Raw genomic sequence first — 26,196 nt, forward strand, 5'->3', positions numbered from 1 at the left:
AAGGTTTGAAAACAATTACTAAAGTGAATTTTTTACAAAATCTTAATAAATATATTTTATTTTTAATCACGAGCAATTTAGTAGGTTATAAAATTCACAATTAATGATTTTCATTATTAGCCTTTAAATTAAATTGGTACACCGCACGATAGAGCAATATACTTCCTAAAGTAAGAATCAGCGCCATATAAATCGTCATACCTAGGGCGTTCATCAATACGCCTAAAATAATACCCAGTCTTGCAATTAATTGCGCAAAGTTAAAACTTAATGCACGTATTGCAGAATATGTGCCTCTCTTCTGTGCAGGAATCATCTTATATCTATGTTCTTCAGTAATCGGAGAGTAAATCATCTCACCTAACGTGGCTATAACCATAACTATCATAAGTAAAGTAAAATCATTTAAATAGGTAATGCCTGAATAACCTACTACATACATGATGAGACCTACAAATAACGCTTTTTGATTATTCATTTTCAAGATATATTTAGATACAAAATACGTTAAAGCTATTACAACTAGCGTATTAGTCATAATTAAAATTGAATACATTTTAACTCCATCAATTGAGACATGAAACATTGATAAAGTTTCGAATTCCTTTTTAAGTCTAATTGAAACATAAGATGACGTGGATAATTCACCCATTAAAAGAATACTTGAGCCGATAATTAAATACATAAATAATTTATCTTTTAGCACAAGCTGATAATTACGTAAAAAGCCTTTCAAACTTAATACATTATTAAAAGTTTGTCCCTCTTTATTCAACGGTTTGGCGTTATCATTAGGAATCCAAATATATAAAGCCACGAATACAAGTACGAAAATCACAAAAGCGATCAAAAACAACGCCGATTTATTCGCGTGATACATGGCTCCTCCTAAAAATGCACCACAAGCAACGGCTACGTTAGTAAGCCAATAACTTACTTTATATATGTAATGTTCAACTTCTGGCGTAATCGCGTCCATGATCATCGTTTCTATAAGCGGTGCAATCATACCAGACGAAATACTAAAAACCGTATAAGCTATGCAAAATATGATGATAAGCAATGTCTGATTAGAGACTGAAAATGCCATTGCAAGCAAACTTATACACTCAATAATTTGATATATAAGCATTGTGCGTTTTTTAGGATAACGCTCAATAATATGCCCCGAAATCATCGAAATTGGAAAATTGATTAAAACTAAAATAAAAAGAAATATACCTGAAAAGGCCTGATTGACCATATCCGTTAGGTATAAAGCTATAAAAGGCAAAAATGCCATAACAATTAAATTTTCAAAGAAACTACATATTAATCTTACTTTTAAGGTGATGCTCATTTTTCTCATTCTATCTTTTCTCCCCCTTAAGCTTGATAAGTATTAAATTGTAGATACTTTTCTTAGCTTAACAGTATTTTATTTTTAATTAAGAGGTCATACTATTACTGGACTGTATAACCACCATCTATAATAATAGCTTGTCCTGTCACACTTTTCGTCGATTTACTTGCTAAAAATATGGCATAATCGGCAATTTCTTGAATATCGATTAATCGTTTTTGAGGAATTAATGGGAACAACACTTCATCCATCACTTGCGCTACGTCTACATTTCGCATTTGTGCTAAGTCTTCCATCTGTCCTCTAACAAGTGGTGTGTCGATATATCCAGGACAAATCGCATTCACTGTGATACCGTCCTCAGCTGTTTCTAAAGCTGTTACTTTTGTTAAACCAATAATTCCATGTTTAGCGCTATTATAAGCTGATTTTCCTGCGAAACCGATGACACCATTAATAGATGACATATTTAAGATTCTGCCATAGTGTTGCGCCTTCATAATAGGAAGAACATGCTTTGTCATTAAAAAGGCACCAACAAGCATGATATCTATCATCTGTTTAAACTTTTCAGTTGGAAAGTCTTCTATATTAGCTACATTCTGTAAACCAGCATTATTAATAACAATATCTATACGACCATATTGATGTCTCGTCTCAGCGATAAGATGCTTCACATCTTCCTCATTAGAGACGTCCGCTTTGATAGCCCGACAGTCATAGCCTTGTCGCTGAAATTGGTGGAAGACGTTATTAAGGCCTTCTTCATTAATGTCTGAGAAGACAACTTTGGCGCCTTGTTCAATAAAGGATTTAGCAATTTCTAAACCAATACCACTCGCTGAGCCAGTAATAATAGCTACTTGATCTTTAATCATATGTATAACTCCCTTCACTTTATTAAAATATCAAATAATGTATTAGTTATATTTATATTACATTAAATTAATTAAATATCGACATGTAATTTTTTTCTATCTCTTTTTTTATTTAAAACTATTAACAACATCATAGTGTGATGTAACATTTTATACAATAGGCAACTGCATTTTAACTTTTTATAAAAAACGTGAATATCACTTGAGGATATTTTTAAAAAAGCACGATAAGAATGGAATTAATGCATACGGTGCGCAGTCTTACCCCTAAATTTTTTTAGACTAGTAGCTACGATATTTTATGTATTAAAAAATTTACCAGCAAAGTTTTTTATAAATTTCATCGAAATTGTCTTTTTATGTTATTGTAAAATAAAAAAGGAGTTTCAATATGGGCTATATATTGCTATGGATTTTTGCGATTTATGGTATGATTCGATTTGTTTTCGGTATTGGTAAAGGGATTACAAGTTTTGTTAAAGGCATGTTTTTAGGTGCAATCGATGGTTATAAACACCCTGAGAAATACCCAAATCACCTTTCGAAAGAAGAACAAAGACGTCAAAGACATAGAGAAGAACGCGCACGACAAAAAGATGCTTAATTACATATATAAAAAGAAAGATGGTCATTTCCTATTACCTAGGAAATGACCATCTTTCTTTGTGCTATTTAATTGTGAGTTTTATTTTTCAGAGGAAGAATCTGTATCTTTGGCGTTGCGATTCTCTTTAATAAATAACGCAAGTATAAAGCCAATCACAATTAATACTGTGGTGAAGATAAATGCTGCATCGACACCTTGAACTGTTGATTCTCGTGCTAATTTCACTTTAGACATCGTATGATGCGTAGCCGTATAATTCTTAGCTACAATTGATAATATTGTAATACTGATAGCAGTTCCCATCGCACCTGCAATGATACGTAGAGAGTTCATAATTGCTGTGCCGTGTGAAATTTCTTCTGGTTTAAGCGCATTAAGACCTACTGTATTAAGTGGCATAATAAGTAAACCTACAGAAATCATACGTATTGCGTAAATCACTACAACATACCAGAATGGCGTTTCTGTAGTTAAGAATGCATGTAATATCGTCATTATGATTAATACTGTAAATCCAGGAATAACAAGTACCTTGATGCCATATTTATCAAAAATCTTACCAGTATAAACTGAAATAAATGCATTGAACACTGCACCTGGTAGTATCACTAAACCTGAAAGTAATGCTGAGAGACCTAATCCAGTTTGAACGTACATAGGAATAAGTAGAGCAGGTCCAACAATACCTATAAAGACAAGCATTGAAGCTATAGCAGATAATGTAAATACTTTGCTTTTAAATACGCTTAAGTTTAATAATGGATGGTCGATTTTTAATTGACGGAATGTAAAAATTGCAATCACGATTAAACCTAGAATAAATGTAGTGATGACTGGGATCGATGCGATTCCAAATGTACTTACACTACTAAATGCGAATAGAATTAAGCCGAAACCAAATGTTGAATAAACGACTGATATTTTATCGAGTACTGTTTCTTTAGTTTGACCGTTATTCTCAACAAAGAAGAACCCAATTGCGAATGCGATAAGTGCGATTGCTGCAACGATGTAGAATGGCATTCTCCAACTAAAGAAATCGATAAGTAATCCTGTAAGTGTTGGCCCAATCGCTGGTGCTGTTTGCGCCACTATACCTGTGAGACCCATTGCGAATCCGCGTTTTTCTACAGGGAATAGTGTAAACACTGTAAATTGCATTAGTGGAAGTAATATTCCAGCACCGATTGCTTGTATAATACGAGCAACCATTAGGATTTCAAATCCTGGAGATAAAGCAGCTATAATTGAACCAATGAGGAACGCTGCCATAGAAAAGATATAAAGTTTACGTGTCGTATATTTATCCATTAAAAATGCTGTGAGTGGTATCATGATTCCGTTCACTAGCATAAAGCCTGTGATCAACCATTGTGCAGTTGTTTCTGTAATGTTCAATCCTTTTATAATTGCGGGCAATGCAGTATTTAAGATCGTTTGGTTTAACATTGCCACAAATGCGCTAATAAGCATCACTAACACAATGGTGTTACGTTTGGCGGTTGTCATTTCATTACTCGCCATGACATCTTACCCCTTTCAAAAATAAGTCCATTAAAAACTGTATCACTTTTGGTTAGCCTAGCAAACTATTTAAGTTTATAATTTGATTTTCAGTTTAATTTGATTTTAAAAAAAGTATTTTCTTGATAGCTTTTAGATTTGTAAATTGAGTTAACATCGTTGCTAAGAAGCTTATGAAGTGAGCATGGTGTATGAAGTGAACAAACTTTTTAATGTTGAATGCTAAAAATATCCATTGAATAATGTAACAAAAATAAATACGACAGTGAATCATTATTCTTAAAAGTTGAGTTAAAATACCTAACTGTTATTTGGTCAACATATAAAAAATGGTTCTCTATTAATATTGAGAACCAGTTTAGCTTGTATTATTTAATTCTTTTACCATTTTCATCAAACTTAGCTACTTTGCCATTAACAGTTGTATAAGTAGCTACAATTTCACCATCTTTATTACGACAATTAACTTTCCAGTTTCCATCTTTTAGCCAATGAACAACATCCCATAGATATTTATCATTATCTAATGAACCGCCTTCAAGTTCAGAAATAAATTTATATACTTGGCTACTTCCATGAGCCATGACTCCACCACGTTCATACAATTCTCTTGGTGATAATCCATTGTATTTCCATTCATCGTTTGAGATAGGTAATTGATTGCTCACGTGCATCTTATTCGCAAGTTCTGGAAGCGCCCTATTATTTTTAACTTTGTCATAGACCTTTTGGGTACTATACTCTTTGCCATGCTCTAATAACTGTTGATAATCTTTGATACGAATTTGAGATCCACTTAGGATAATCTTTTTGTCACTAATACTAACTATTGCTTGGGCTTCATGATTACTAGGGTATATTGAATAAAACTTCATACCTTTAGGCGCGTTGGTGAATTTTGGATAGTTAACTAATACAAATTGTCCTATCTTTCGATATTCATCTTTATCATTTCTAAAAGAACCTATCAAAATATTATTTTTAGTTAATGTGTATTTCCCTTTATCATCAGCGCAAAAGATAAGTGCTAATTTCATCTTTTCTGATAAATTCTCCACTTTATCTTTAGCTTTGATATCAGTATTAGTATTTTTTGATGAAGCTTCTTTGTGGGATGTTTTGTTGTCTTTATCTTTTTTAGTCGGATTTTCTGCTTTATCATTTTTATGTTCTGTAGAATTGTCGGTGTTACATGCGCCTAAAAATAGTGAAAATACTGTGATGAGTATTATTATTTTCTTCATAAAATGTAAATCCTCTCGGTGTTTAGTCATGGTGTGGTGGGTTACTTTTATTTTGTATAATTATTTTTTATTATAATAAAATTATTTATGTAAAGCTAACTTATTTTTATCAAAAACCACAAAATTTATTTCTCTTAATTACGTTTTTGAGCATCTTCCCATTCTACAGATAAAATTAGTAGTGAAATAACTATCATTATAATCGTTCCAACTAAATTTAATTGTAAATCTCCGGTCTTATAAGTATAGATTAATCCAGCCGTAACAATCACAGGTACTACAAATCCTAAAAGTTTTATACCTGTTCTAGATAAAGCATAATGAATTGCCATAATAAGAACATAAATGATTATCGGTAAAAATTTATGTAAATATTCCATAAACTTAAGTATCCTCCAATATTTAAAACTATTATATTTTATGTATTATCATTTTTCATAATAACGTAATTTAGATATTTATTCATTGCTTTTTTAGATAATTTTTGAATTCTCTTGTCGCCTCCTCTTTATATTTAGCTTTATCAAGTATAGCTACAAATACAAATTTAAATGGTCTAAAGTTGCCAAAACTATCACTTATAATTAACGCTCATTACGCCTCATAAAAGTTAAACATGTTTCACGTAAAACATTTGTATGTAAAATACATTAATTCGAAGTGCAGTTATTAACAGCTTTGTCCCAACATCTTAAAAATTTATCTAGAAACGTGTCTTTATAAATATAAAAACTCGCCTTCTTCAAAATTTTTATGAATCAGATATTAATTTTTCAGCTACATTGCTAGCTTTATTATTCATATTTCTTGTTTGGTATGTGTCTATAAATGTAAGTTTAATAACCTCGTCTAATTTTTCTTTTCTATAGTTATCTTCTAGAATTTCTGTCAGGATGCCATCATTATTTTTTATAATGTTTCTTATAACTAGAGTTATATCTTCGTTAAATTTCTCAAATTCCCAAACATCTTCACTTACATTCATAAAAGGTGTTAGTTTGCCTCTAATATTTAACAAACTCAATGCATCTTCTTCATACTTTTTTTCTAAATTTGGTGTAAGTGCAAGCTCTTCAATTTCTAAATCACTATTAAACTCATAAAATGCATAATAAGCTTCTTCATCCTTTAACATATGTATTAAGCTGTTTTTAGATGTTGCTTTACCATAACGTGCTTTGTTTTTAGAGAGTTTATATAAATAAAGCTTTATTAAAATCAAAGTCGCGTTTTTAATGTATGTTATATTATTTGGTTCTTTTTCATCTAAAGTTTGGTCTACTTCATCATGTAAATCATTATGAATATGAACTAATTTATTTAAACGATTATCTAATAGATTTAAAGATAGTATATAATCCTCCATCGTTCTCCCTCCCACATGTTCAATATCCCTAATAACGTATATTACACCTCAATAAATTTACTAACCACTGTTTAAAAAAGCCATAGACAGCGTTTATGCACTCCGTCTATAGCTATAATACAATTCTAAATATCTGCTTTAACTATCTATTTCAAACCCTAAATCTTTAATCATGTGGTAATCCTCTTCGTTAGGTTGACCACCCGTAATAAGGTAGTCTCCAACAAAAATAGAATTAGCTGCTTTTAAGGCTATTGCTTGTAGTGAGCGCAGATTAACTTCTCGTCCACCAGCAATTCTAATTTCTTTCGTGGGATTGATTAAACGGAACATTGCTATGATTCTTAAACATTTCATTGGCGACAATAAGTCTAGACCTCCAAATTTTGTTCCCTTAATCGGATGTAAGAAATTAATCGGAATGCTGTCTGCATCAATTTCTTTCAATGCAAATGCCATATTGATTACATCCTCATTCGTTTCACCCATGCCACAAATAACACCAGAACATGGAGAAATGTTATTAGCTTTCATCATTTCAACTGTATTCACTCGATCTTCATATGTATGCGTAGTCACCACTTCATCGTGATATCGCTCACTTGTATTTAAATTATGGTTATATCTATCTACGCCCGCTCCTTTAAGTTTTTCAGCTTGTTCTTCTTTTGTAAGTCCTAGACATGCACAAATTTTTAATTGTGGGTGCACTTTCTTAATATCTTCAACCGTTTCACAAATATGATCTACTTCTCGATTCGTGGGTCCTCGTCCACTCATGACAATACAATATGTGCCAATTTGATTGTCTGTAGCAACCTGTGCTCCCGCTTTAATTTGATCTTGATCTACCAATGCATAGCGTTGTTTTTCCTTCATCTTTACCGATTGACCGCAGTAACCACAATCTTCAGAACAAATTCCACTTTTCGCATTAAGAATCATATTTAATTTCACTTTTTTACCATAGTAATGTTTTCTTACGATGTACGCTTCATTCAAGAGTTCAAACGTATCGATATTTGGATCTTCATATATCTTCAAACATTCATCTTGTGATAATCCTTCGTGATAAAGAACACGTTCAGCTAAGTTTAAATTCATGATAATTAACCCCTCATTTTTGAAAATTAAAGTTCAGCAAGTGATGCCCTTATTAATGTAAACTTTATATATTTATAAGTTTACATTAATACTTTGATGAATGAAACCTTGCTTACTAAAATAAAAAAAGCCATGCCAATACGTACGTGTATAGGCATAGCTATCTAGCATATATTTACATTTTATGAACCGTCTAATTTCCCATATATTAAAAATCAATTTGTTTATTCGATTTAAATTTTATTTAACTCTCGATGTTTTCAACCTTTTATTATGAAGTTAAATAGTATTTTAGAGACTAGTAATAAAAAGTCATATGTGTTTTTTCTTTTTTATAATAATCTAATCTATCGTTTAAAGTACCAGTGTGTAATTCTAATTTGTGACCATCTGGATCAGTAAAGTAAATTGACTTTTTATCTTGATGACTTCTCTTTCGTCCTTCTAATATATTTACATTATGTTTTTGAAGCCATTTGTACCATTCTTCAAACTCATTTTCATTAATTGAAAATGCAATATGTGTATAAGAATATTTAATTTCTGTTCTAGGTACATTAACCTCTTCATTTAAAGCAACCCATAGACCACCAATATCAAAATACGCAGTAGTTTTGCCACTAACTAATAATTCCCCTTTTAAAACATCTCTATAAAATTTAATTGATTCAACTAAATTACTAACTGAAAAACATATATGATTAATACCTTGAATATTCATAACTACACCACCCAATTTATTACTAAGAAAAATAATTTTAATCAACTAACTTCGTTACTTGATTTACGATTTTTTCAACTTTATTACTTATACTTTGAGCATTCGATTTATTTAAATTATCTATATAAAATCTTTTAATATTGTAAATTCCAACGAGATTTAATGGATATTTAATAACTTTATAACCTAGATGTCCTTTAAACTTATGAAACCACTCTGAACCTCCAATAGTATATATAACTATTGCATCTTTATCTTTCCATAATCCTCTTTTAAAGTATTGTTTATTATTAAAACTAAATGCTTTATTAGGCCAAAAGGTACTATCAATAAAACCTTTCAATAGCATAGGCACATTCAACCAATAGATAGGGTAAATAAAAATCAACATATTACTATTATCTATTATTTCAGTATTTCGAAACTGAGCTTCGCTTATTTCTGAATTATAGCCTTCGGATAAAATAGGAATGTCGCCAACCATCTCCTGTAAATTGAAAATTTCTAATTTTTTATTACAAAGCTCCTCTTTTAACTTATTATAGATATCAAAGCCAACACCTTTTTGATTTCCACCATATATTAGACTAATCAATTTCTTCCACCCCTGAAAGTTTATTTAAAATCAAACTCTTATTTTTTTCATAATTCATATCTTTTGATAAATCTTTAACTGATTCCAATCGATTTAAAATTGTGTTTTGACGATTAATATCTATTTTGATTTGTTTTATAAGATCATCTAGGTAATTCAGCGTTTTGTTATTACAGTCCTTAGAAACAGGTTTTTTAAAAAGATTTATTACATATGCTATATCTTTTAATTGTAAATTCAATCGCTTTAAATCAATAATTAGTTTCAAGTACGATATAGTTTCCTCATCAAAATATCTATAATTATTTTCATCTCTAGGAATATTAATTATTTCTTTTTCTTCATAGTATCTAATCATGGACTTTGGTATTTTCAACATAGATGAAACTTCACTAATTTTCATTTTTAGTCCCCCTACCAATTTGATACTTGAAACTTATCATTAAACCATACTTTAATGTCAAAAATAAAAATGGAAATCTCTACTTAAATAAATAGAGATTTCCATTCTAATTACTTTAAGAATTTGATTTTTTCTTATTAGCTAGTAGAAGAATTAAAGAAAGTATCGCAAGTATCACGATTATGATACTAAACACAATACCTGCAAGTTTGATGCCTAATCCTAGTTCTAATAACCCTACACCTACAACTGGTATTGAAATAGCTATATAGGCAATGGTAAAGAAAGTGGATGTAATTTCGGCTTGTTTGTCTTCAGGTGCTACGGCATTCACTGTGGACAATCCAGCTCGGAAACTGAATGCTTGTCCAAATCCAGAAATGATAGCTCCAATAAATAAAATTAAGAATGATTCAAATTGAATAGATAAACCTACTAATATTACGCCTACAATTAATGTGCCACTACCTAACATCAATATGTGATAATCAGATTTACTTTTAAACAATAATTGGCCTAGCGTAGATGCACAGAATATCAAGAATACCATGACACCTATGACTGCTTTATTTGTAATGTTCAATATGTCTCCTAAAAAGTTTGGTGAAATCGCAGTAAATAAACCAAGCATTGAAAATCCTACGAATACAGGAATAACAGCATAAATAAATGTAGAGCGAATGTCTGACGGTACACTCAACTTTTGAACTTCAATTTTAAATTTTTGTTTATTCTTAACAGGCTCTGGCATAAACCATATTCCAATAAATGCCGGAATGATAAGAATAAAATCAACGATAAAGATTAAACGCATCGCATATGGAAGATATTGTGCGAGTATGCCACATAGCAATGGACCAAAGCCTAAACCAAGCATATTCACGCTACTTGCAATTGTAGAGGCTCTGCCCTTTTTATCATCAGCAGCTAAATTAACAATCGTTGTCGTTGCTGTACTTGTAAAAAGTCCCGCTGACAGTCCGGAAATCACTCGTCCAGCAAGTAATAAACCTACATTGGTAGCAAATAAGAACACTAGCGCACTGATTGCAGATAAAATCACTCCTGGAATAAGTACATAACGGCGTCCTATGCGGTCTGACAATTGACCAAATACGAGTAATCCTCCAATCACACCAGCAGCATAGACAGCGTAAATGATTGTAATCATTAATGGTGATAAATCATATACTTTACTATAAATTGGATAGAGTGGTGTAGGTAATGTCGTCCCCATCATCACAATAAGAAATGCATAGGCTGCACTGATTAATCCCCAGTTTACTTTATGATTTTGATGTTTAGAATTTTGCAAGTTGCTTCACCTCAACATTTGTATATCTCTATCGCAGTGAAATGAAACATTATAAATTTTTAATTTTAAAAAGGTACATCCAACATTCAGCCAGATATACCTTTCAATTTACTATCATGTTTTAAGTATTTTCCCCGTCACTTACACGGTCGATAATTTTTTGTACACGTTGTTTTTTATCCTCGTCATCTTCAACAAAGAACACAGGTGAATCACCTTCAATTGACACCCATGGTACAAGTGCGTCAAAGTCCAGATCCCGAATCAATTCAAGACTCTTAATCGAAGCCTCTCTGTCACTTGAAGGAAGTATTACAGTTCGCCATTCATCACCTTCGTAGCATAAGAAGTCACCAGTGAATAAATAGCGATGCTCGCCATTATCCCACAAATATAATGTCGTTCCAGGTGTGTGTCCAGGGACAGGTATCACCTCTAAATCTTCATGTAAATGTTGCCGTTCTTTAAATGTACCAGTAACTTGAAGGGTATCGGTAACGTCCTGTTTATCATCTTCGTGAATATAGTAAGGTGCATCAAAATTTGTCTCTCCACCTAACGATTCATGTTGATGATTCATTAATACTTTATCAACGCCACCTAATTCTTGTATATCCTTTGCAGCCTCATCAATTCTACCAGAATGATAAATCATTACATTACCTTCTGAACGTTGAAGTAAAAATGATTTAAAACGGAAACGTTTATCAAATGGCAATTCTGATGTAGGTGTTACATATAAACCATTTGCGATTTCCGTTAATGTTTCGAATTGCTTATTAGCCATAACGTTTCTCCCCCATAAACAATTTAATCTAAATATTGATCAGCATGTTCAAGTTTATAATGCTCGATTTCAGCTTTTTGTTCCTCAAATTCTTTATGCGTTAATTTAGTAATTGTTTCAATAGAATAACTTAACTTTTTAGCAAATGCCTCTACTTCACTCTTATTTTTAGCCGCTACAAATACAGTTAACACATTGTCATCTACAATATCTTTATGATGTTGATAATCTAACCTATAAATCTTCATGAGAAATTCCCCCTCAAATTTAATATGCCCGAATCTTTCTAAAGTATTTTTTCTATCAATAGTGTCATATGCCCTTTTTCTAGAAAACCAAACGTGCCAAACGTTTTTAAAAGTTTATTAATATTTTGCGTCACAATCTTATTAAATAGACTGACGTCTATCTTAAATTTTAATGACTTAAAAGCTAACAATTCATGTTATTATCTACGATTTTTTTACTTTTTAAAATTAAGAAAATCATATTTAAATAATTATGATATTCTTTAAAAATTCGTCAATCTAAAAACAGATATACCACAAACATACTCCTTTTATTCAAATTTTTCATAAATTACATAAAATTTTAAAAAACTTTTCAATTATTTATTAATAAAAAATGACAACTTTTTAATTTTATTGATATTAATTAGTTAACGCTTACAATGACCTTGAAATCAAATTTAAGGAGTTGTAAAGAATGCAAAATTTACGCAACAGAAGTTTTCTTACTTTATTAGATTTTTCACAGAAAGAGGTGGAGTTTCTATTAAATCTTGCTGAAGATTTGAAACATGCCAAATACATAGGTAATGAAAAACCTATGCTTAAAAATAAAAATATTGCTCTTCTTTTTGAAAAAGACTCTACAAGAACACGTTGTTCATTTGAAGTCGCAGCTCATGATCAAGGAGCTAATGTTACGTATTTAGGCCCTACAGGCTCTCAAATGGGTAAAAAAGAAACTGCTAAAGATACCGCAAGAGTTCTAGGAGGCATGTACGATGGTATTGAGTACCGAGGCTTCTCACAACGTACAGTTGAAACGTTGGCTGAATTTTCAGGAGTGCCAGTATGGAATGGCTTAACTGATGAAGACCACCCAACGCAAGTCCTTGCAGATTTCTTAACTGCTAAAGAAGTATTGAAGAAAGACTATTCCGAAATCAACTTCACTTATGTCGGTGATGGCCGTAATAATGTTGCAAACGCATTAATGCAAGGCGCTGCTATCATGGGCATGAATTTCCACCTTGTTTGTCCGCAAGAATTAAATCCTACTGATGAATTACTTAACCGTTGCAAACGTATCGCCGATGAGAATGGAGGCAACATCCTTATTACAGATGATATCGATAAAGGGGTTAAAGACTCTGACGTTATCTATACAGATGTATGGGTATCTATGGGTGAACCGGACGAGGTATGGCAAGAGCGTCTTAAATTATTAGAACCATACCGTGTAAACAAAGAATTAATGGATAAAACAGGCAATCCAAATGTGATTTTTGAACATTGTCTACCTTCATTCCACAATACTGACACTAAAATCGGCAAACAGATTTATGAACAATACGGCATAAGTGAAATGGAAGTTACAGATGAGGTATTTGAAAGTAAAGCGTCTGTAGTATTCCAAGAAGCTGAAAATAGAATGCACACAATAAAAGCAGTTATGGTTGCTACTTTAGGTGAATTCTAAGACAGACAGGAGGTTATTCAAGTGGCAAAAATTGTTGTAGCATTAGGCGGTAATGCGTTAGGTCAATCGCCAAAAGAACAACTCGAATTAGTAAAAAACACTGCTAAATCACTCGTCGGACTCATAACTAAAGGGCATGAAATTGTTATTAGTCATGGTAATGGTCCTCAAGTCGGTGGCATCAATTTAGGATTAAACTACGCGGCTGAACATGATCAAGGTCCTGCCTTCCCTTTCGCAGAATGTGGTGCAATGAGTCAAGCGTATATAGGCTATCAACTCCAAGAAAGTTTGCAAAATGAATTACATGTGTTGGGCATAGACAAACAAGTGGTTACACTAGTGACGCAAGTTGAAGTTGATCCAGATGATAAAGCCTTTAGTCATCCTACAAAACCCATTGGTCTCTTTTATGATAAAGAGACTGCTGAACGTATTGAAAAAGAAAAACATTATAGCTTCATTGAAGACGCCGGTCGTGGCTACAGACGTGTGGTCCCTTCACCTCAACCTAAGTCCATTGTTGAATTAGAAAGTATCAAAACTTTAATCGAGAATGGCACACTTGTTATTGCAGCAGGAGGCGGTGGCGTACCAGTCATTCGTGAACAACACGATAGCTTTAAAGGCGTTGATGCGGTCATAGACAAGGACAAAACAAGTGCTCTCCTTGGCGCAGATATTAACTGTGATCAATTAATTATTTTGACAGCTATTGACTATGTTTACGTTAACTATAACACTGACAATCAAAAAGCCCTCAAAACGGTAACACCTGAAGAATTGGAAGCTTATATTAAAGAGGATCAATTTGCTAAAGGTAGCATGCTTCCCAAAATAGAATCGGCCATTTCATTTATTAAGAATAATCCTAAAGGTAGCGTTTTAATTACTTCACTAGATCAATTAGACAACGCACTTGAAGGTAAAATTGGTACACTTATCAAAAAATAATATCTTAAGTTGTACTAGAAACTAACATCATTTAACTATTATATATGCAATTTTCATGATGAATACTGACAAAATGGTGCACCCTGCATCCCTCCACTCCCCAAATGAAACAGGGTGCACTTATTTAATGAAAGTTTAATCAATTATTCTTGATAAATAAACATAATCTTCATGATTCTCGGTTATTAGATTATAAAGGAGATGACTCAATTGGAAGATGCTATCAAACCAGATAAAAAGAAAAAGCGATTCAAGTTGCGGATGCCCGGGGCATTTATGATTCTATTCTTATTAACTGTTGTTGCTGTAATAGCAACATGGCTTATTCCTGCAGGAGCCTATTCAAAATTATCGTACGAACCCGCTTCACAGGAATTAAAAATCGTCAATCCACATCATCATGTTAAAAAAGTCCCAGGAACTCAAAAAGAGCTTGATAAGATGGGCGTAAAAATTAAAATTGAACAATTTAAATCTGGCGCGATTAATAAACCTGTTTCAATTCCAAATACGTACGAGCGTTTAAAACAACATCCTGCAGGGCTCGATCAAATAACGAGTAGTATGGTTAAAGGTACCATAGAAGCTGTAGATATTATGGTATTCATACTTGTATTAGGTGGACTTATCGGCGTAGTCCAGGCAAGTGGTTCGTTCGAATCCGGTTTACTTGCTTTAACTCAAAAGACCAAAGGTCATGAATTCATGTTAATTGCTTTCGTCGCTATTTTAATGGTTCTTGGAGGTACGCTTTGTGGCATCGAGGAAGAAGCTGTCGCCTTTTATCCTGTACTCGTTCCCATTTTCATCGCACTAGGATATGACTCCATCGTGTCTGTGGGAGCCATCTTTTTAGCAAGTTCTATTGGTAGTACATTTTCAACGATTAATCCTTTCTCAGTAGTCATCGCGTCTAACGCAGCAGGAACCACATTTACAGACGGGTTGTACTGGAGAATAGGTGCATGTGTCGTCGGAACGATATTCGTTGTTTGTTATCTCTATTGGTATTGCAAAAAAATTAAGCAAGAACCTAAAGCGTCATACGCATATGAAGACAAAGCTGAATTTGAGAAACAATGGTCAGTGATGGATCAAAACAGTTCATCAGAATTTACATTACGTAAGAAAATCATCCTCACCTTGTTCGTTATACCCTTCCCTATCATGGTATGGGGCGTTATGACTCAAGGCTGGTGGTTCCCAGTTATGGCATCTGCATTCCTAATATTTACTATTATTATTATGTTTATTGCAGGCATGGGCAGATATGGTCTAGGAGAGAAAGGTACTGTAGATGCATTTGTTAATGGCGCATCAAGTCTTGTCGGAGTGTCACTCATCATCGGTCTAGCACGCGGTATCAACTTAGTGTTAAATAAAGGGTTAATCTCAGACACGATTTTGCACTTCTCATCTTCCATCGTGCAACATATGAGTGGCCCATTATTTATTATCGTACTATTAGTCATTTTCTTCTTCCTAGGTTTTATCGTACCGTCATCATCTGGTTTAGCCGTACTATCTATGCCAATATTCGCACCACTTGCCGATACAGTTGGCATACCTAGATTCGTTATTGTTACCACTTATCAATTTGGACAATATGCGATGTTATTCCTTGCACCAACAGGGCTCGTCATGGCAACCTTGCAGATGCTTAACATGCGCTACTCCCATTGGTTGAAGTTCGTCTGGCCTGTGGTCGCTTTCGTGCTTGTCTTCGGTGGAGGTCTACTCATCGCACAAGTATTAATTTATTCTTAGAAAGATTTCATTTCGGAAAATGAAGTTCCATAATAGCACCATATTGTATTATGGTAGAAAAAAAGCTATGTTCATCTTTCATTCGTGTGATGAACATAGCTTTTCAATTTAATTAACTTTATTATGATTGTGGTTGCTTACTTCCTCGAACTTTAAACACTATCAATCCGATAATGAACCCAATCAATGCTGGAATAATCCAACCCATTCCTATCGTAAAGAATGGTAAATACTTTTCACCTAAAGAAATAATAAAACGAGCGAAACTTGTCTTCACGAAGAATTCAGGACTCGCTTTTACGCCATCGATAAATGCAGCAATCATTGTAAAGAATGTTGTAAATCGATACACAATTTTAGAATGATTGAATAATGGACTTGCTAAAGTCAGCAGAATTAATGTAATTGCGAGTGGATAGATAAACATCAGTACTGGTGTTGAATACATAATAATCTTGGTTAAACCAACATTCGCAAATATACATGCTAATACACTGACTACTGTCGCGAACATAATGTATTTCTGTTTAGGAAAGAGCTCAGTAAATGTTTCTGAAAATGCTGTAATTAAACCAATAGCTGTTTTCAAACATGCCACAACAATAATAAGTGAAAGCACTATGATACCGTAGTCACCTAGATAATGTTGAGCGATTTGTGCGAGTGCGATGCCTCCATTTTCACTAACTTTAAAATTACCTAAACTCATCGTACCCATAATGGCTAGCAAGCTATAAATAAGTCCCATACCTACGATACTAATCGTACCTGACTTAAATGTCTCTTTAGCTATTGTGTTAGGATGAGTGACTCCTAGTTTCTTAATTGTTGTAACGATAATAATACCGAATGCTAGAGATGCTAAAGCGTCTAAAGTATTGTAACCATCAATAAATCCTTTAAGTAGAGCACCTTCTTTATACTGCGCACTCACTGGCGCATGACTCACGCCTCCCATAGGATGAATAAACGCAAGTAACACTACAATACCAAGTAAAACTAAAAATACAGGATTTAAGAATTTACCTATATAATCTAAAATTTTTGAAGGCTTTCTAGCAAAGAACCATGCAACCAAGAAGAATAAAATACTAAATATTGGTAGCACAAATTTAGCTTGGACTGGCGAAATAAAAGGCGAGAATGCAATTTCATATGACGTTGTCGCTAACCTTGGTAATGCGAAAAATGGCCCAATCACAAGATATAAACCAATCGTAAATAAATACGCATATATTTTACTTACTCTTGAGGAAATTTCGAAAATCCCGTTCGTTTTAGACACACCAATGGCAATAATACCTAGAAATGGTAATCCTATCGCTGTGATTAAAAATCCTAAATTAGCAGTAAACACATGAGCGCCGGCAGTCTGCCCTAAATGAATTGGGAAGATTAAGTTACCGGCACCAAAGAATAAGCCAAATAACATCGATCCAATAAAAATATTTTCTTTAATCGTGAGTTTGTTTTTCATCATAATATGTATATCTCCTATGTCTATGTTATTAGCCATTATACATGAAATTCTCTATAAATTAATGCCAATTTTCAGAAAAAAGTATGACATCTTTCTCCCTGAGATACTGTTAATTTTTATTTTTCTAAAATGCTGCACAACTAATTTTACATTATTGTTGCACTTTCGAATTTTCAAAAATATTAAATTCGTATTAATACTTAAATGTAATTTAATTTTAATTCTATTAACTGTGTTACAATTATGAAATGTTTTGGGAAACATATTTAGATTTATACTAAAGGGGTCAGAAAAATGAATATATTATTAGGAGTAGGAACATTAGTCGTAGTTTTAATCATTATGACATTGTTCTTAAAGTTTGCACCTTATGGTAAGGAAGGTCTACAAGCACTGTCAGGGGCTGCTTGTGCAACATTTCTACCACAGGCTTTCTTAAGTTACGCTATTGGAGGCATTTTCCATATTAAATTCCTACAGGAGATTGGTGACCTTGCAGGAAGTCTTGGCGGGATTGCAGTGGGTATCCTTGCATGTATTAATTTAGGTGTTTCACCTGTATTCTCAGTTATCGTAGGGTTAGTATTAAAGGACTTTAGCTTACTACCTGCATTTATCGCAGCATACCTCACAGCATTTGTGATTAAATTTATTGAAAAGAAAGTTCCAGAAGGCTTAGACTTAATCGTCGTTATATTTATAGCTCCAGCGCTCGTATACGGTTTAGCATCATTGATTAATCCTAGCGTAACTGCAGTATTAAATCAAATTGCGAAAGCTGTAAACTCAGTTGGTGATAGCAGTCCATATGCCTTAGCTATTATCTTAGGACTCATCATCCCAGTTACAAGTATGACACCATTAAGTTCAATGGTACTTGCAAGTATTTTAGGACTAACAGGTTTACCAATGGCAATTGGCGCAATTGTATGTACTGGCGCATCATTTGTTAACTTTACGTTATTTAATATCCTAAAAATTGGCGACAAACCAAATCGATTTGCAGTATTTATCGAACCATTGACACAAATTGATTTAATCGTAAAATACGCTCCCGTCTTATACGGAACGAATGCAATTATCGGTATGGTGAACGCTTGTATCATCGCATTCAGCGGATTAAAAATAGGTGTCACTGGTATGGCAACACCTATGGCAGGTGCAATTGTACTATTCGGATTCAATAGTCCAATTAAATCAATTATCACGATTGCTGCAGTTGCAGTAACTGGATTGATCTTAGCATCTATTATTGGCTCATTAATTAAAAATTCGACTTATTACACTTACATATTCCAATGCCATGGAAATAAAGGTAAAAGTCAATCGTAATATATAAGAAACATCTACCCGTTGTGAGATTTTAACGCAACCAAGGTAGATGTTTTTTATTTTATTATGCAAATTACATAGATATATAAGTAAACTATTTAAAATACTAAACTAAACATTTCAGGTCACTTCAATATTGAATAATTACTCTCATAATAAAAGCTCTAAGATCACTTCACTTTGAAATGTCTTAGAACTTTCTTCATTAAAGATTACAATCTAACTTTTCACACTAAACGTACTATCCACGTGTAAAGGTCTCGATGACTTGTTTAATTGCCTTATCCCAATAGGCATAATCATGATCACCTGAACTTTTCTCAAAGTGGTAGTTCACACCCTTTTCATTTAAATATCTAATAAAGTCTAAGTTATCTTGATATAATGCATCTTCAGTGCCACACATGATTAATAATTCAGGTAAGTCTACATTATTAGTAACAGCTTTATCAACTAAGTAATAAGGATCGAAAGGTGTACCTTTGATGTCCTCATTTTCACCAACAATGGCTTCTGGACAAAAGTCATAATACTCATACTCTCTAAGTAATGAAACATTGAATGCAGCAGATAACATTGCTGCTTTAGAGAATCGTTGGCTTTGTGTTAAAGCATATTTAGACGTACCGTAGCCTCCCATTGAATGACCAGCTATAAAATTATCTTCTCTCTTCTTAGATAATGGTAGAATTTGATGGACATAGTCATGCACTTCCAAAATATAGTCGTAATAACTATGGCCATAAACCATATTAGTATAGAAACTATGATCTGCATTAGGCATGATAATTGCAAGTTGATGATCATTTGCATATCGCTCAATACTTGTATATCTAATATAAGAGTTGGCGTCGCTTGATAGTCCATGTAGCACTAGCATAGATTTTAAAGGTTTGGCTTCTCGATTTGTATCAAAAAAGCTCTCATCTTCTGGAAGTATCACATTTAGAGAATGGTGTGCTCCAATCGTTTTAGATAAATAATTAAGTTGTAAAAGTGCCATAATCTTGTTCCTCCCGAAATATTAATTTGCAGGGTCCAACTTCTTCTCAAGCAAACGTAAAATTACATCAATAAGTACGACAATAATTACAATCGGAATTGCACCAGCAAGAATATATAATGTACCATCAGTTGCGTTTGTACCACGAATAACTATATCACCTAATGTAGGCGCACCAATAAATGAACCAATAGCCACTACACCAATAGCAACCACAAGTGCAATGCGTATACCACCTATGATTACAGACAATGATAATGGCAATTCTATCATTCGAAGTACCTGATTACGTGTCATTCCCATTCCTTTACCAGCATCTTTAATGTTCGCGTCTACACCATTTATGCCGGTATAAGTATTCTTGATAATAGGTAAAAGTGCGTATAAAAACACAGTAAATATAACTGTATTCATACCGAGTCCCATACTTAACATTAAGATGGCTAACATCGCGATTACTGGTACCGTTTGAATAATATTAGCAAGTGTCATTATTGGCGTTGATAATTTACCGAAACGCGCAATAAGTATTCCAAGTGGTATACCAACAATTGAAGCAAATATCACACCATAAACTGACATAAGTAAGTGATTAACAAATAATTCCCAAAGGTAGCCAAAGTTCGTTTGATAATAATGTCCCAACTGTTGAAGTAAATTACCTTTCATTATTTTGACCACCTTTCTTCTTAGAATTATCATCTTCAAAATAATTATGTTTCTTTAAGAATTTTTCAGCTACTGTAGCGGGCTCTTCACCTTTACCATCAGCTTGATAGTTTAATTTTTGCATTTGTTTAGTTGAAATTTTGCCTTCCATTTTCTTTAATATCGGTTTTAGTTCTGGGTGTTCTTTCAATAGTTGATCAGTTGCGAGTGGACTTGCATCGTATGGAGGGAAGAATTTTTTGTCGTCTTTTAATACCTTTAAGTCATAAGCTGCGATACGTCCATCTGTTGAGTACCCCACCGCAACGTCCAATTTTCCTGAATTCAATGCATCATAAACTAAACCAATTTGCATTGGTCTTACTGTACCAAAGTCGAAGCCATACTCCTTCTTGAATGCAGGGTAGCCATCTCCTTTTCTATCTTTCCAAGAGCTGTCCATACCTACACGTAGATCTTTGGCATGTTTTTTCAAATCTGAGACCGTGTTTAAATGGTATTTTTTAGCTGTCTCTTTTGTCACTATAAGAGAATACGAATTAGCAAACCCATATGAATTAAAGAACTTTTGATGATATTTCTCTTCAAAGCCTTTTTGTGTAGCTTTCATTGCTTTTTTAGGATCTTTAATTGGCTTTTCATTAAGTGCACCTGTTAAATCTGTACCGGTATAACGAGTACCTGACATATTTGCTTGACCACTTGCCACTGCATTATGTTGTATGACGCTAGATCCTAAATTATTAATTAAAGTAGGTTTGATTTTACCATGTGTGTCATGTTCAATAAGTAATCTCATCATATGTGAAATAATTTGTGATTCACTAGTACCTAAACTTGTAATTTTAACGTCGTCATCTGAATTACTATTTTTCAAACCGGGTAAATTACATCCAGATAACACGGTTAAACATAATACTAAAACTACTATATACTTTTTATACTTGTTCATAGTGTCCTCCTTCTCTAATTATCCGGTAATTCTTAAACCTTTAGGGACCAACCATTTCTCAATCATTGATAAACAGAAGTCTACGATAAGTGCCAATAATGTAACGAGAATTGTTGCAGTTATAATCATCGCTGGTTCAAATAAGTTTAAACCATTAAAAATAAAGTCACCTAGTCCTCCAGCACCAACATAACTTGCAAGTGTTGCCCAACTAATTACATATACTGAAGATAAACGAATACCACTCAATATCATTGGTAATGCAAGTGGTAATTGAACATCTTTCATTAGTTGAATACCTGTCATCCCCATACTACGTCCCGCTTCTTTAACATTACTATCGATATTTTGAACGCCAATAATCGTATTATTTAATATCGGTAGTAAAACATATAGAAATAAAGCTATAATTGCTGGTGTTTTACCGACACCAAATAAAGGAATCATAAGTGCCAAGATTGCTAAAGTTGGAATCGTTTGTAATATACCAGCAATTGTTAACGAAATTTTCGAGAGTTTATCAGTTTTAGACAGTAAAATACCTAAAGGAATAGCTATAATAATTGCTATTAACAAAGCAAATACTGAAATATAAAGATGCTCTAGCGTTTTCTCAAATAGTGCACTTGCATTGTCGGTTAAGTATTTAATCATCGTTCATCAACCCCTGATGTATGAGGTTCAATGATTCCATCATTCTCCTGGGAACTCACGTTACCGTCTTCTCCCCAAATGCTGTCATAGACAATATCAACAAGATTCGCTCTTGTTACTAAACCTACAAGTGTCTTATTGTCATCACTAACTACAGGAACATTTCTTACATTTCGTTTTAAAATTGTACGAACAGAATCTTGCAACTTACTATCAATTCGAACGCTATAAATATCTCTTTGCATTGTGTCTATTAATTCATTTTTCTTACGTAGACCTTGATTAATATCTTCAATATCTAAGTAACCCAATAGATGCTCATCATTACCTACAACAAATATCGTATCAACACGACGTTGTCTCATGATATTAACTGCCTCATCTAAAGAACGATCCACATGAACAGTAATTGGTTTAATCATGGCATCTTCGACTGTACGAATATTGGGTCTATCTTGAATAAGACGGTTCTGTCCTATGAAATCACGGACGAAATCATTCGCTGGCTGACGTAAGATGTTATCAGGTGTATCATATTGAATGACTTTACCTTCAGACATAATACAAATTTTGTCAGCAAGCTTAATCGCTTCATCCATATCATGTGTGACAATTATAAAGGTTTTACCTAACTGTTTCTGAAGTTTCTTTACTAAATCTTGTAATGTATCTCTTGTAATAGGATCAAGTGCTCCGAAAGGCTCATCCATCAAAATGATATCCTGTTCGGCAGCAAGTGCTCTAACTACACCGATACGTTGTTGTTGTCCGCCTGATAATTCTGAAGGATAGCGATTTAAGTAATCTTCAGGTAAGTCTACTAAACGAATTAGTTCTTTCGCTTTTTGATCTTTTTTCTCTTGCGACCATTTTAATAATTTGGGTACCAATACAATATTGTCTTTGACAGTCATATGTGGCATGAGTCCAATTTGTTGAATGACATAACCAATACTGCGACGTAATTCCACTGCGTTCATCTGACGAATGTTCTTGCCATTGATAGTAATTTCACCTTCTGTTGATTCAATCATGCGGTTAATCATTCTTAATGCCGTTGTCTTACCACTACCGCTTGTACCTATAAACGCAACGAAATCTCCTTCTTCAATATCGATATTCATGTTGTCTACAGCTCTTTTTTTACCTGCATAGACTTTTGATAAGTTTTTAATACTTAACATACGTCCATTCCTTTCTGTTTATTTTAATGATTTTGCTTAAAAATTAAGGACTTAATGTGGATGTTATACAAAGGTAACTAAGTAAAAACAAGGCACAGTAAGTCCTTAAATGTATCAAGTTCAACTTGTAATCTCACCGCACTAATCAAGTGCGTCGTGCTTAACACTAAGCATGCTATTTTCTTGTAATACCAATTTGATGACCTAATTGTTTAGGTCGAGTTGTCATCTCATCTTTCTTGTAATATGCCTCAATATTATGAGCTATTGAATCAGGGAATGGCGAAGGTCTTCCGTTTTCAGTATCTATCCCCATTAACATCACTTCATAAGTCGATGTAAGCGCTTGTTCAGAATTCAACATTTCCATAAATACATGGAGTCGTTTACTGTCATAATCGTAAAGGTGGACTTTAACACTAATATCTTCATCAAGTTTCATTTCTTTTAAAAAGGTCAAATGATTCTCTAAAGTGAAGACAGTATAATGCAACGTTTTAATGGTCTCTAGAGTTAAACCTAGATGTGCTAACCAATCATCTGTTGCATCACTTAATACGCGATTGTATTCTGCATCATTCATATGTCCATTATGATCCACCCATTCTTGAATCACTTTCGTGTCATATTGATACTGCTTCATTACGTTTAACGTACCTCCTGACTCGAATTTTTAAGTATATCTGAACCTTCAGGCCAATATTGTTCTGCCAACGCTTTGACTTTTATTAGGAATTCATTACGTTTTTGGTCTAATTCTGACATTGTATAACCTTGTGAAGATGCTTCACTTCCTGTAACTACCTTGTCGTATAAATCTTCTGTTAACTCAGGTGCAACAAGTTTCGTCCATGGCTTTTTGAGCGCCGGACCAAACTGTTTAAGCATATGACGCATACCACCTTCGCCTCCAGCTAAGTGGAAAGTCATAAATGGGCCATATTGTGCATAACGTAAACCGGCTGCGTGAGTGAAAGCTTTATCTACCTCTTCAGTTGTTGCTATACCGTCGTTAACAATGTGTAATGCTTCTCTCCATAATGCTTCCATTAGACGGTCGGCAATGTGACCTTCAATTTCATGGCGTACATGTAACACGTCCATTCCAATACCTTCATAGAATTGTTTAGCTTTTATAGTATTTTCCTCTGAAGTTTGTTTACCAGGTACAATTTCTACAAGTGGCAAGATATACACAGGATGGAATGGATGTGCAACGACTAAGCGCTCTGGGTGTGATAAATTTTTCTGTAATTCTGAAGGCATAATTCCTGAAGTACTTGAGCCAATTGTTGCATAAGGTGATGCATAAAAATCAATCTCTCTTAAAACTGTATCTTTAATTTCCTCAACTTCAGGTACATTTTCTTGTATGTGTTCAACTTCTTTAACAGCTTCTTTTAAATCTGTGGTAAATGTCAAATTCTCTAGAGATGCGTTGTCGGCAAGCCCCATTTGTTCAGCATATGGCCAATTCTGTTTCACTTGCGCCAACATTCTCTCATATGCGCCTTCACTTGGATCTGTAGCGATGACCTCATGTCCGTGGGCAAGCATTCGAGTAATCCAACCACCTCCTATAACACCTGTTCCTACAACTGCTACTTTCATGATTGGCCTCCTTTAGGAGTTCTGAGATTGAATTTTTCTCTAGCTTCTGCTGGTGTTAATGGTTCGATATCTAGTTCTTTTAAGATCTTTTTAGCTTCTTCGACAAGTGCTTCGTTTGTTGCTTTAACACCTTTAGAAATGTAAATATTATCCTCTAAGCCCACACGTATGTTTCCGCCACGTTGAGCAACTTCTCTCACTGTCGGTAATTGCATTTTCCCAATACCAAATGCTGACCAATGTGCATTATCAGGGATACGTGATTTTAAATAATCAATTGTTTCTGGATCATTTTCAGCGCCCCAAGGTATGCCTAAGCAGAATTGAAACATTGGATCGCCATCGATAAGGCCTTCCTCAATCATTTGTTTAGCGAAACTGACATGGCCTGTATCAAAACATTCTAGTTCAGGTTTAACCCCAGCATTTTTAACCATTTCAGCTTGTTTACGTAACCAAGATGCGGGGCTTAAATAAACAGAATCACCCATATTGACACTGCCACAATCTAATGTACACATCTCTGGTAATAAATCTCCAACGGGTTTATGACGTTCTTCTGGGGTTTGAATCCAAGTGCCTTCTCCACCTGTTTCTGGATGTTCTAGACTTGGAATAAAGTCACCCCCACCTCCAGAAGTAATATTGATAATAATATCTTCTTCTGCTTCTCTTATAAGTCTTACTGTTTCTGCGTAAAGTTCTGGATTATGGCTTACGCCTCCAGTTTCTGGATCTCTAACATGAATATGAGCAACTGTAGCTCCTGCTCTGGCACATTTAATTGCTGAATCAGCGAGTTCTTGTGGTGTAACTGGAACATTTTCATTTTTTTGAATTGTATCGCCAGCACCTGTGATGGCTGCTGTTAATAGAACTTTATTCATCTTTAACACCTCTATATTTTTAGTTTTAAGACAGTAGTTACTATACCAACCAGTCGGTTTAGTTTCAACAGCTCTATAAAAAAATAGAGCCAAGTAATGCGTCTAACACC

General features: G+C 33.7%; 26 protein-coding genes and 1 pseudogene. 5 read left to right on the plus strand and 22 right to left on the minus strand.

Annotation, left to right across the window (positions count from 1 at the left end; all coding sequences use genetic code 11):
- Positions 1–100: 100 nt before the first annotated feature.
- Both HMPREF3154_RS02070 and HMPREF3154_RS02075 read right to left on the minus strand, forming a co-directional pair.
- Positions 101–1,348, minus strand: coding sequence for an MDR family MFS transporter (locus tag HMPREF3154_RS02070; protein ID WP_030058823.1), 1,248 nt, complete (start codon positions 1,346–1,348; stop codon positions 101–103).
- Between the two features lie 95 nt (positions 1,349–1,443).
- Complete coding sequence (locus tag HMPREF3154_RS02075; protein ID WP_030058821.1) at positions 1,444–2,220, minus strand: 3-hydroxybutyrate dehydrogenase; 777 nt, start codon at positions 2,218–2,220, stop codon at positions 1,444–1,446.
- 391 nt (positions 2,221–2,611) lie between these two features.
- Between HMPREF3154_RS02075 and HMPREF3154_RS02080 the strand changes: the two genes are divergently transcribed.
- Positions 2,612–2,824, plus strand: a complete 213-nt coding sequence (locus tag HMPREF3154_RS02080; protein ID WP_002454270.1) for a hypothetical protein — start codon at positions 2,612–2,614, stop codon at positions 2,822–2,824.
- Positions 2,825–2,905: 81 nt separating this feature from the next.
- Here HMPREF3154_RS02080 and HMPREF3154_RS02085 read toward each other — a convergent pair whose 3' ends face one another.
- The 11 genes from HMPREF3154_RS02085 to HMPREF3154_RS02135 all read right to left on the minus strand — a co-directional run bounded on the left by HMPREF3154_RS02085 (position 2,906) and on the right by HMPREF3154_RS02135 (position 12,134).
- Positions 2,906–4,351 (minus strand): MDR family MFS transporter, encoded by a 1,446-nt coding sequence (locus HMPREF3154_RS02085; protein ID WP_030058818.1) that lies wholly within the window; start codon positions 4,349–4,351, stop codon positions 2,906–2,908.
- Positions 4,352–4,719: 368 nt separating this feature from the next.
- Positions 4,720–5,595 carry a hypothetical protein gene (locus HMPREF3154_RS02090; protein WP_070474276.1) on the minus strand — a complete coding sequence of 292 codons (876 nt, stop codon included), beginning with the start codon at positions 5,593–5,595 and terminating at the stop codon, positions 4,720–4,722.
- A 134-nt stretch (positions 5,596–5,729) separates the two neighbouring features.
- Entirely contained in the window at positions 5,730–5,975 is a 246-nt protein-coding gene (locus tag HMPREF3154_RS02095; protein WP_002434939.1) for a hypothetical protein, read from the minus strand.
- Positions 5,976–6,346: 371 nt separating this feature from the next.
- Positions 6,347–6,961 carry a hypothetical protein gene (locus HMPREF3154_RS02100; RefSeq protein ID WP_030063540.1) on the minus strand — a complete coding sequence of 205 codons (615 nt, stop codon included), beginning with the start codon at positions 6,959–6,961 and terminating at the stop codon, positions 6,347–6,349.
- Positions 6,962–7,099: 138 nt separating this feature from the next.
- Positions 7,100–8,065 (minus strand): biotin synthase BioB, encoded by a 966-nt coding sequence (gene bioB / locus HMPREF3154_RS02105; protein ID WP_030063538.1) that lies wholly within the window; start codon positions 8,063–8,065, stop codon positions 7,100–7,102.
- A 298-nt stretch (positions 8,066–8,363) separates the two neighbouring features.
- The gene (gene fosB / locus HMPREF3154_RS02110) at positions 8,364–8,786 is read right to left on the minus strand and encodes a FosB/FosD family fosfomycin resistance bacillithiol transferase (protein ID WP_002454275.1); all 423 of its coding nucleotides are present in this window, start codon (positions 8,784–8,786) and stop codon (positions 8,364–8,366) included.
- A 37-nt stretch (positions 8,787–8,823) separates the two neighbouring features.
- Positions 8,824–9,381, minus strand: a complete 558-nt coding sequence (locus HMPREF3154_RS02115) for an NAD(P)H-dependent oxidoreductase (RefSeq protein WP_030063535.1) — start codon at positions 9,379–9,381, stop codon at positions 8,824–8,826.
- Complete coding sequence (locus tag HMPREF3154_RS02120) at positions 9,374–9,784, minus strand: MerR family transcriptional regulator (RefSeq protein ID WP_002434957.1); 411 nt, start codon at positions 9,782–9,784, stop codon at positions 9,374–9,376. The genes HMPREF3154_RS02115 and HMPREF3154_RS02120 overlap by 8 nt, the downstream gene beginning before the upstream one ends.
- Before the next feature lie 115 nt (positions 9,785–9,899).
- Positions 9,900–11,099: an MFS transporter gene (locus HMPREF3154_RS02125; protein WP_064212292.1), complete on the minus strand. Its 1,200-nt coding sequence runs from the start codon at positions 11,097–11,099 to the stop codon at positions 9,900–9,902.
- Positions 11,100–11,220: 121 nt separating this feature from the next.
- Positions 11,221–11,886 (minus strand): MBL fold metallo-hydrolase, encoded by a 666-nt coding sequence (locus HMPREF3154_RS02130; protein WP_030063359.1) that lies wholly within the window; start codon positions 11,884–11,886, stop codon positions 11,221–11,223.
- 23 nt (positions 11,887–11,909) lie between these two features.
- Positions 11,910–12,134 carry a hypothetical protein gene (locus HMPREF3154_RS02135; protein WP_002435040.1) on the minus strand — a complete coding sequence of 75 codons (225 nt, stop codon included), beginning with the start codon at positions 12,132–12,134 and terminating at the stop codon, positions 11,910–11,912.
- Between the two features lie 457 nt (positions 12,135–12,591).
- Here HMPREF3154_RS02135 and argF point away from each other — a divergent pair, with 457 nt between their 5' ends.
- From argF to HMPREF3154_RS02150, 3 genes are all read left to right on the plus strand, one after another.
- Positions 12,592–13,593: an ornithine carbamoyltransferase gene (argF, locus tag HMPREF3154_RS02140; RefSeq protein ID WP_002469853.1), complete on the plus strand. Its 1,002-nt coding sequence runs from the start codon at positions 12,592–12,594 to the stop codon at positions 13,591–13,593.
- A 21-nt stretch (positions 13,594–13,614) separates the two neighbouring features.
- Positions 13,615–14,547: a carbamate kinase gene (gene arcC / locus HMPREF3154_RS02145; RefSeq protein WP_070474279.1), complete on the plus strand. Its 933-nt coding sequence runs from the start codon at positions 13,615–13,617 to the stop codon at positions 14,545–14,547.
- Positions 14,548–14,748: 201 nt separating this feature from the next.
- The gene (locus tag HMPREF3154_RS02150) at positions 14,749–16,314 is read left to right on the plus strand and encodes a YfcC family protein (RefSeq protein WP_002454282.1); all 1,566 of its coding nucleotides are present in this window, start codon (positions 14,749–14,751) and stop codon (positions 16,312–16,314) included.
- Between the two features lie 121 nt (positions 16,315–16,435).
- Here the strand turns inward: HMPREF3154_RS02150 and brnQ are convergent, their stop codons facing one another.
- Complete coding sequence (gene brnQ / locus HMPREF3154_RS02155; protein WP_049326426.1) at positions 16,436–17,794, minus strand: branched-chain amino acid transport system II carrier protein; 1,359 nt, start codon at positions 17,792–17,794, stop codon at positions 16,436–16,438.
- A 294-nt stretch (positions 17,795–18,088) separates the two neighbouring features.
- Between brnQ and HMPREF3154_RS02160 the strand changes: the two are divergent.
- Positions 18,089–19,107 (plus strand): annotated as a pseudogene (locus tag HMPREF3154_RS02160) (PTS sugar transporter subunit IIC).
- A 260-nt stretch (positions 19,108–19,367) separates the two neighbouring features.
- Here the strand turns inward: HMPREF3154_RS02160 and HMPREF3154_RS02165 are convergent.
- The 8 genes from HMPREF3154_RS02165 to HMPREF3154_RS02200 form a co-directional block, all read right to left on the minus strand.
- The gene (locus tag HMPREF3154_RS02165) at positions 19,368–20,129 is read right to left on the minus strand and encodes an alpha/beta hydrolase (RefSeq protein ID WP_023350903.1); all 762 of its coding nucleotides are present in this window, start codon (positions 20,127–20,129) and stop codon (positions 19,368–19,370) included.
- Between the two features lie 21 nt (positions 20,130–20,150).
- Complete coding sequence (locus tag HMPREF3154_RS02170; RefSeq protein WP_002454286.1) at positions 20,151–20,798, minus strand: ABC transporter permease; 648 nt, start codon at positions 20,796–20,798, stop codon at positions 20,151–20,153.
- Positions 20,788–21,750 (minus strand): osmoprotectant ABC transporter substrate-binding protein, encoded by a 963-nt coding sequence (locus HMPREF3154_RS02175; protein ID WP_023350901.1) that lies wholly within the window; start codon positions 21,748–21,750, stop codon positions 20,788–20,790. The genes HMPREF3154_RS02170 and HMPREF3154_RS02175 overlap by 11 nt, the downstream gene beginning before the upstream one ends.
- 18 nt (positions 21,751–21,768) lie before the next feature.
- Complete coding sequence (locus tag HMPREF3154_RS02180; protein ID WP_023350900.1) at positions 21,769–22,404, minus strand: ABC transporter permease; 636 nt, start codon at positions 22,402–22,404, stop codon at positions 21,769–21,771.
- Positions 22,401–23,588, minus strand: coding sequence for a betaine/proline/choline family ABC transporter ATP-binding protein (locus HMPREF3154_RS02185; RefSeq protein ID WP_030056863.1), 1,188 nt, complete (start codon positions 23,586–23,588; stop codon positions 22,401–22,403). The genes HMPREF3154_RS02180 and HMPREF3154_RS02185 overlap by 4 nt, the downstream gene beginning before the upstream one ends.
- Positions 23,589–23,763: 175 nt before the next feature.
- Complete coding sequence (locus tag HMPREF3154_RS02190; protein WP_030056865.1) at positions 23,764–24,231, minus strand: thioesterase family protein; 468 nt, start codon at positions 24,229–24,231, stop codon at positions 23,764–23,766.
- Between the two features lie 5 nt (positions 24,232–24,236).
- Positions 24,237–25,199, minus strand: a complete 963-nt coding sequence (locus HMPREF3154_RS02195; protein ID WP_030056867.1) for a 3-hydroxyacyl-CoA dehydrogenase NAD-binding domain-containing protein — start codon at positions 25,197–25,199, stop codon at positions 24,237–24,239.
- Positions 25,196–26,086 carry a beta-keto acid cleavage family enzyme gene (locus tag HMPREF3154_RS02200; protein ID WP_030056870.1) on the minus strand — a complete coding sequence of 297 codons (891 nt, stop codon included), beginning with the start codon at positions 26,084–26,086 and terminating at the stop codon, positions 25,196–25,198. The genes HMPREF3154_RS02195 and HMPREF3154_RS02200 overlap by 4 nt, the downstream gene beginning before the upstream one ends.
- Positions 26,087–26,196 lie beyond the last annotated feature (110 nt).

It is taken from the genome of Staphylococcus sp. HMSC06C11 (assembly GCF_001808345.1).
GTDB classification, from domain to species: Bacteria; Bacillota; Bacilli; order Staphylococcales; family Staphylococcaceae; genus Staphylococcus; species Staphylococcus capitis.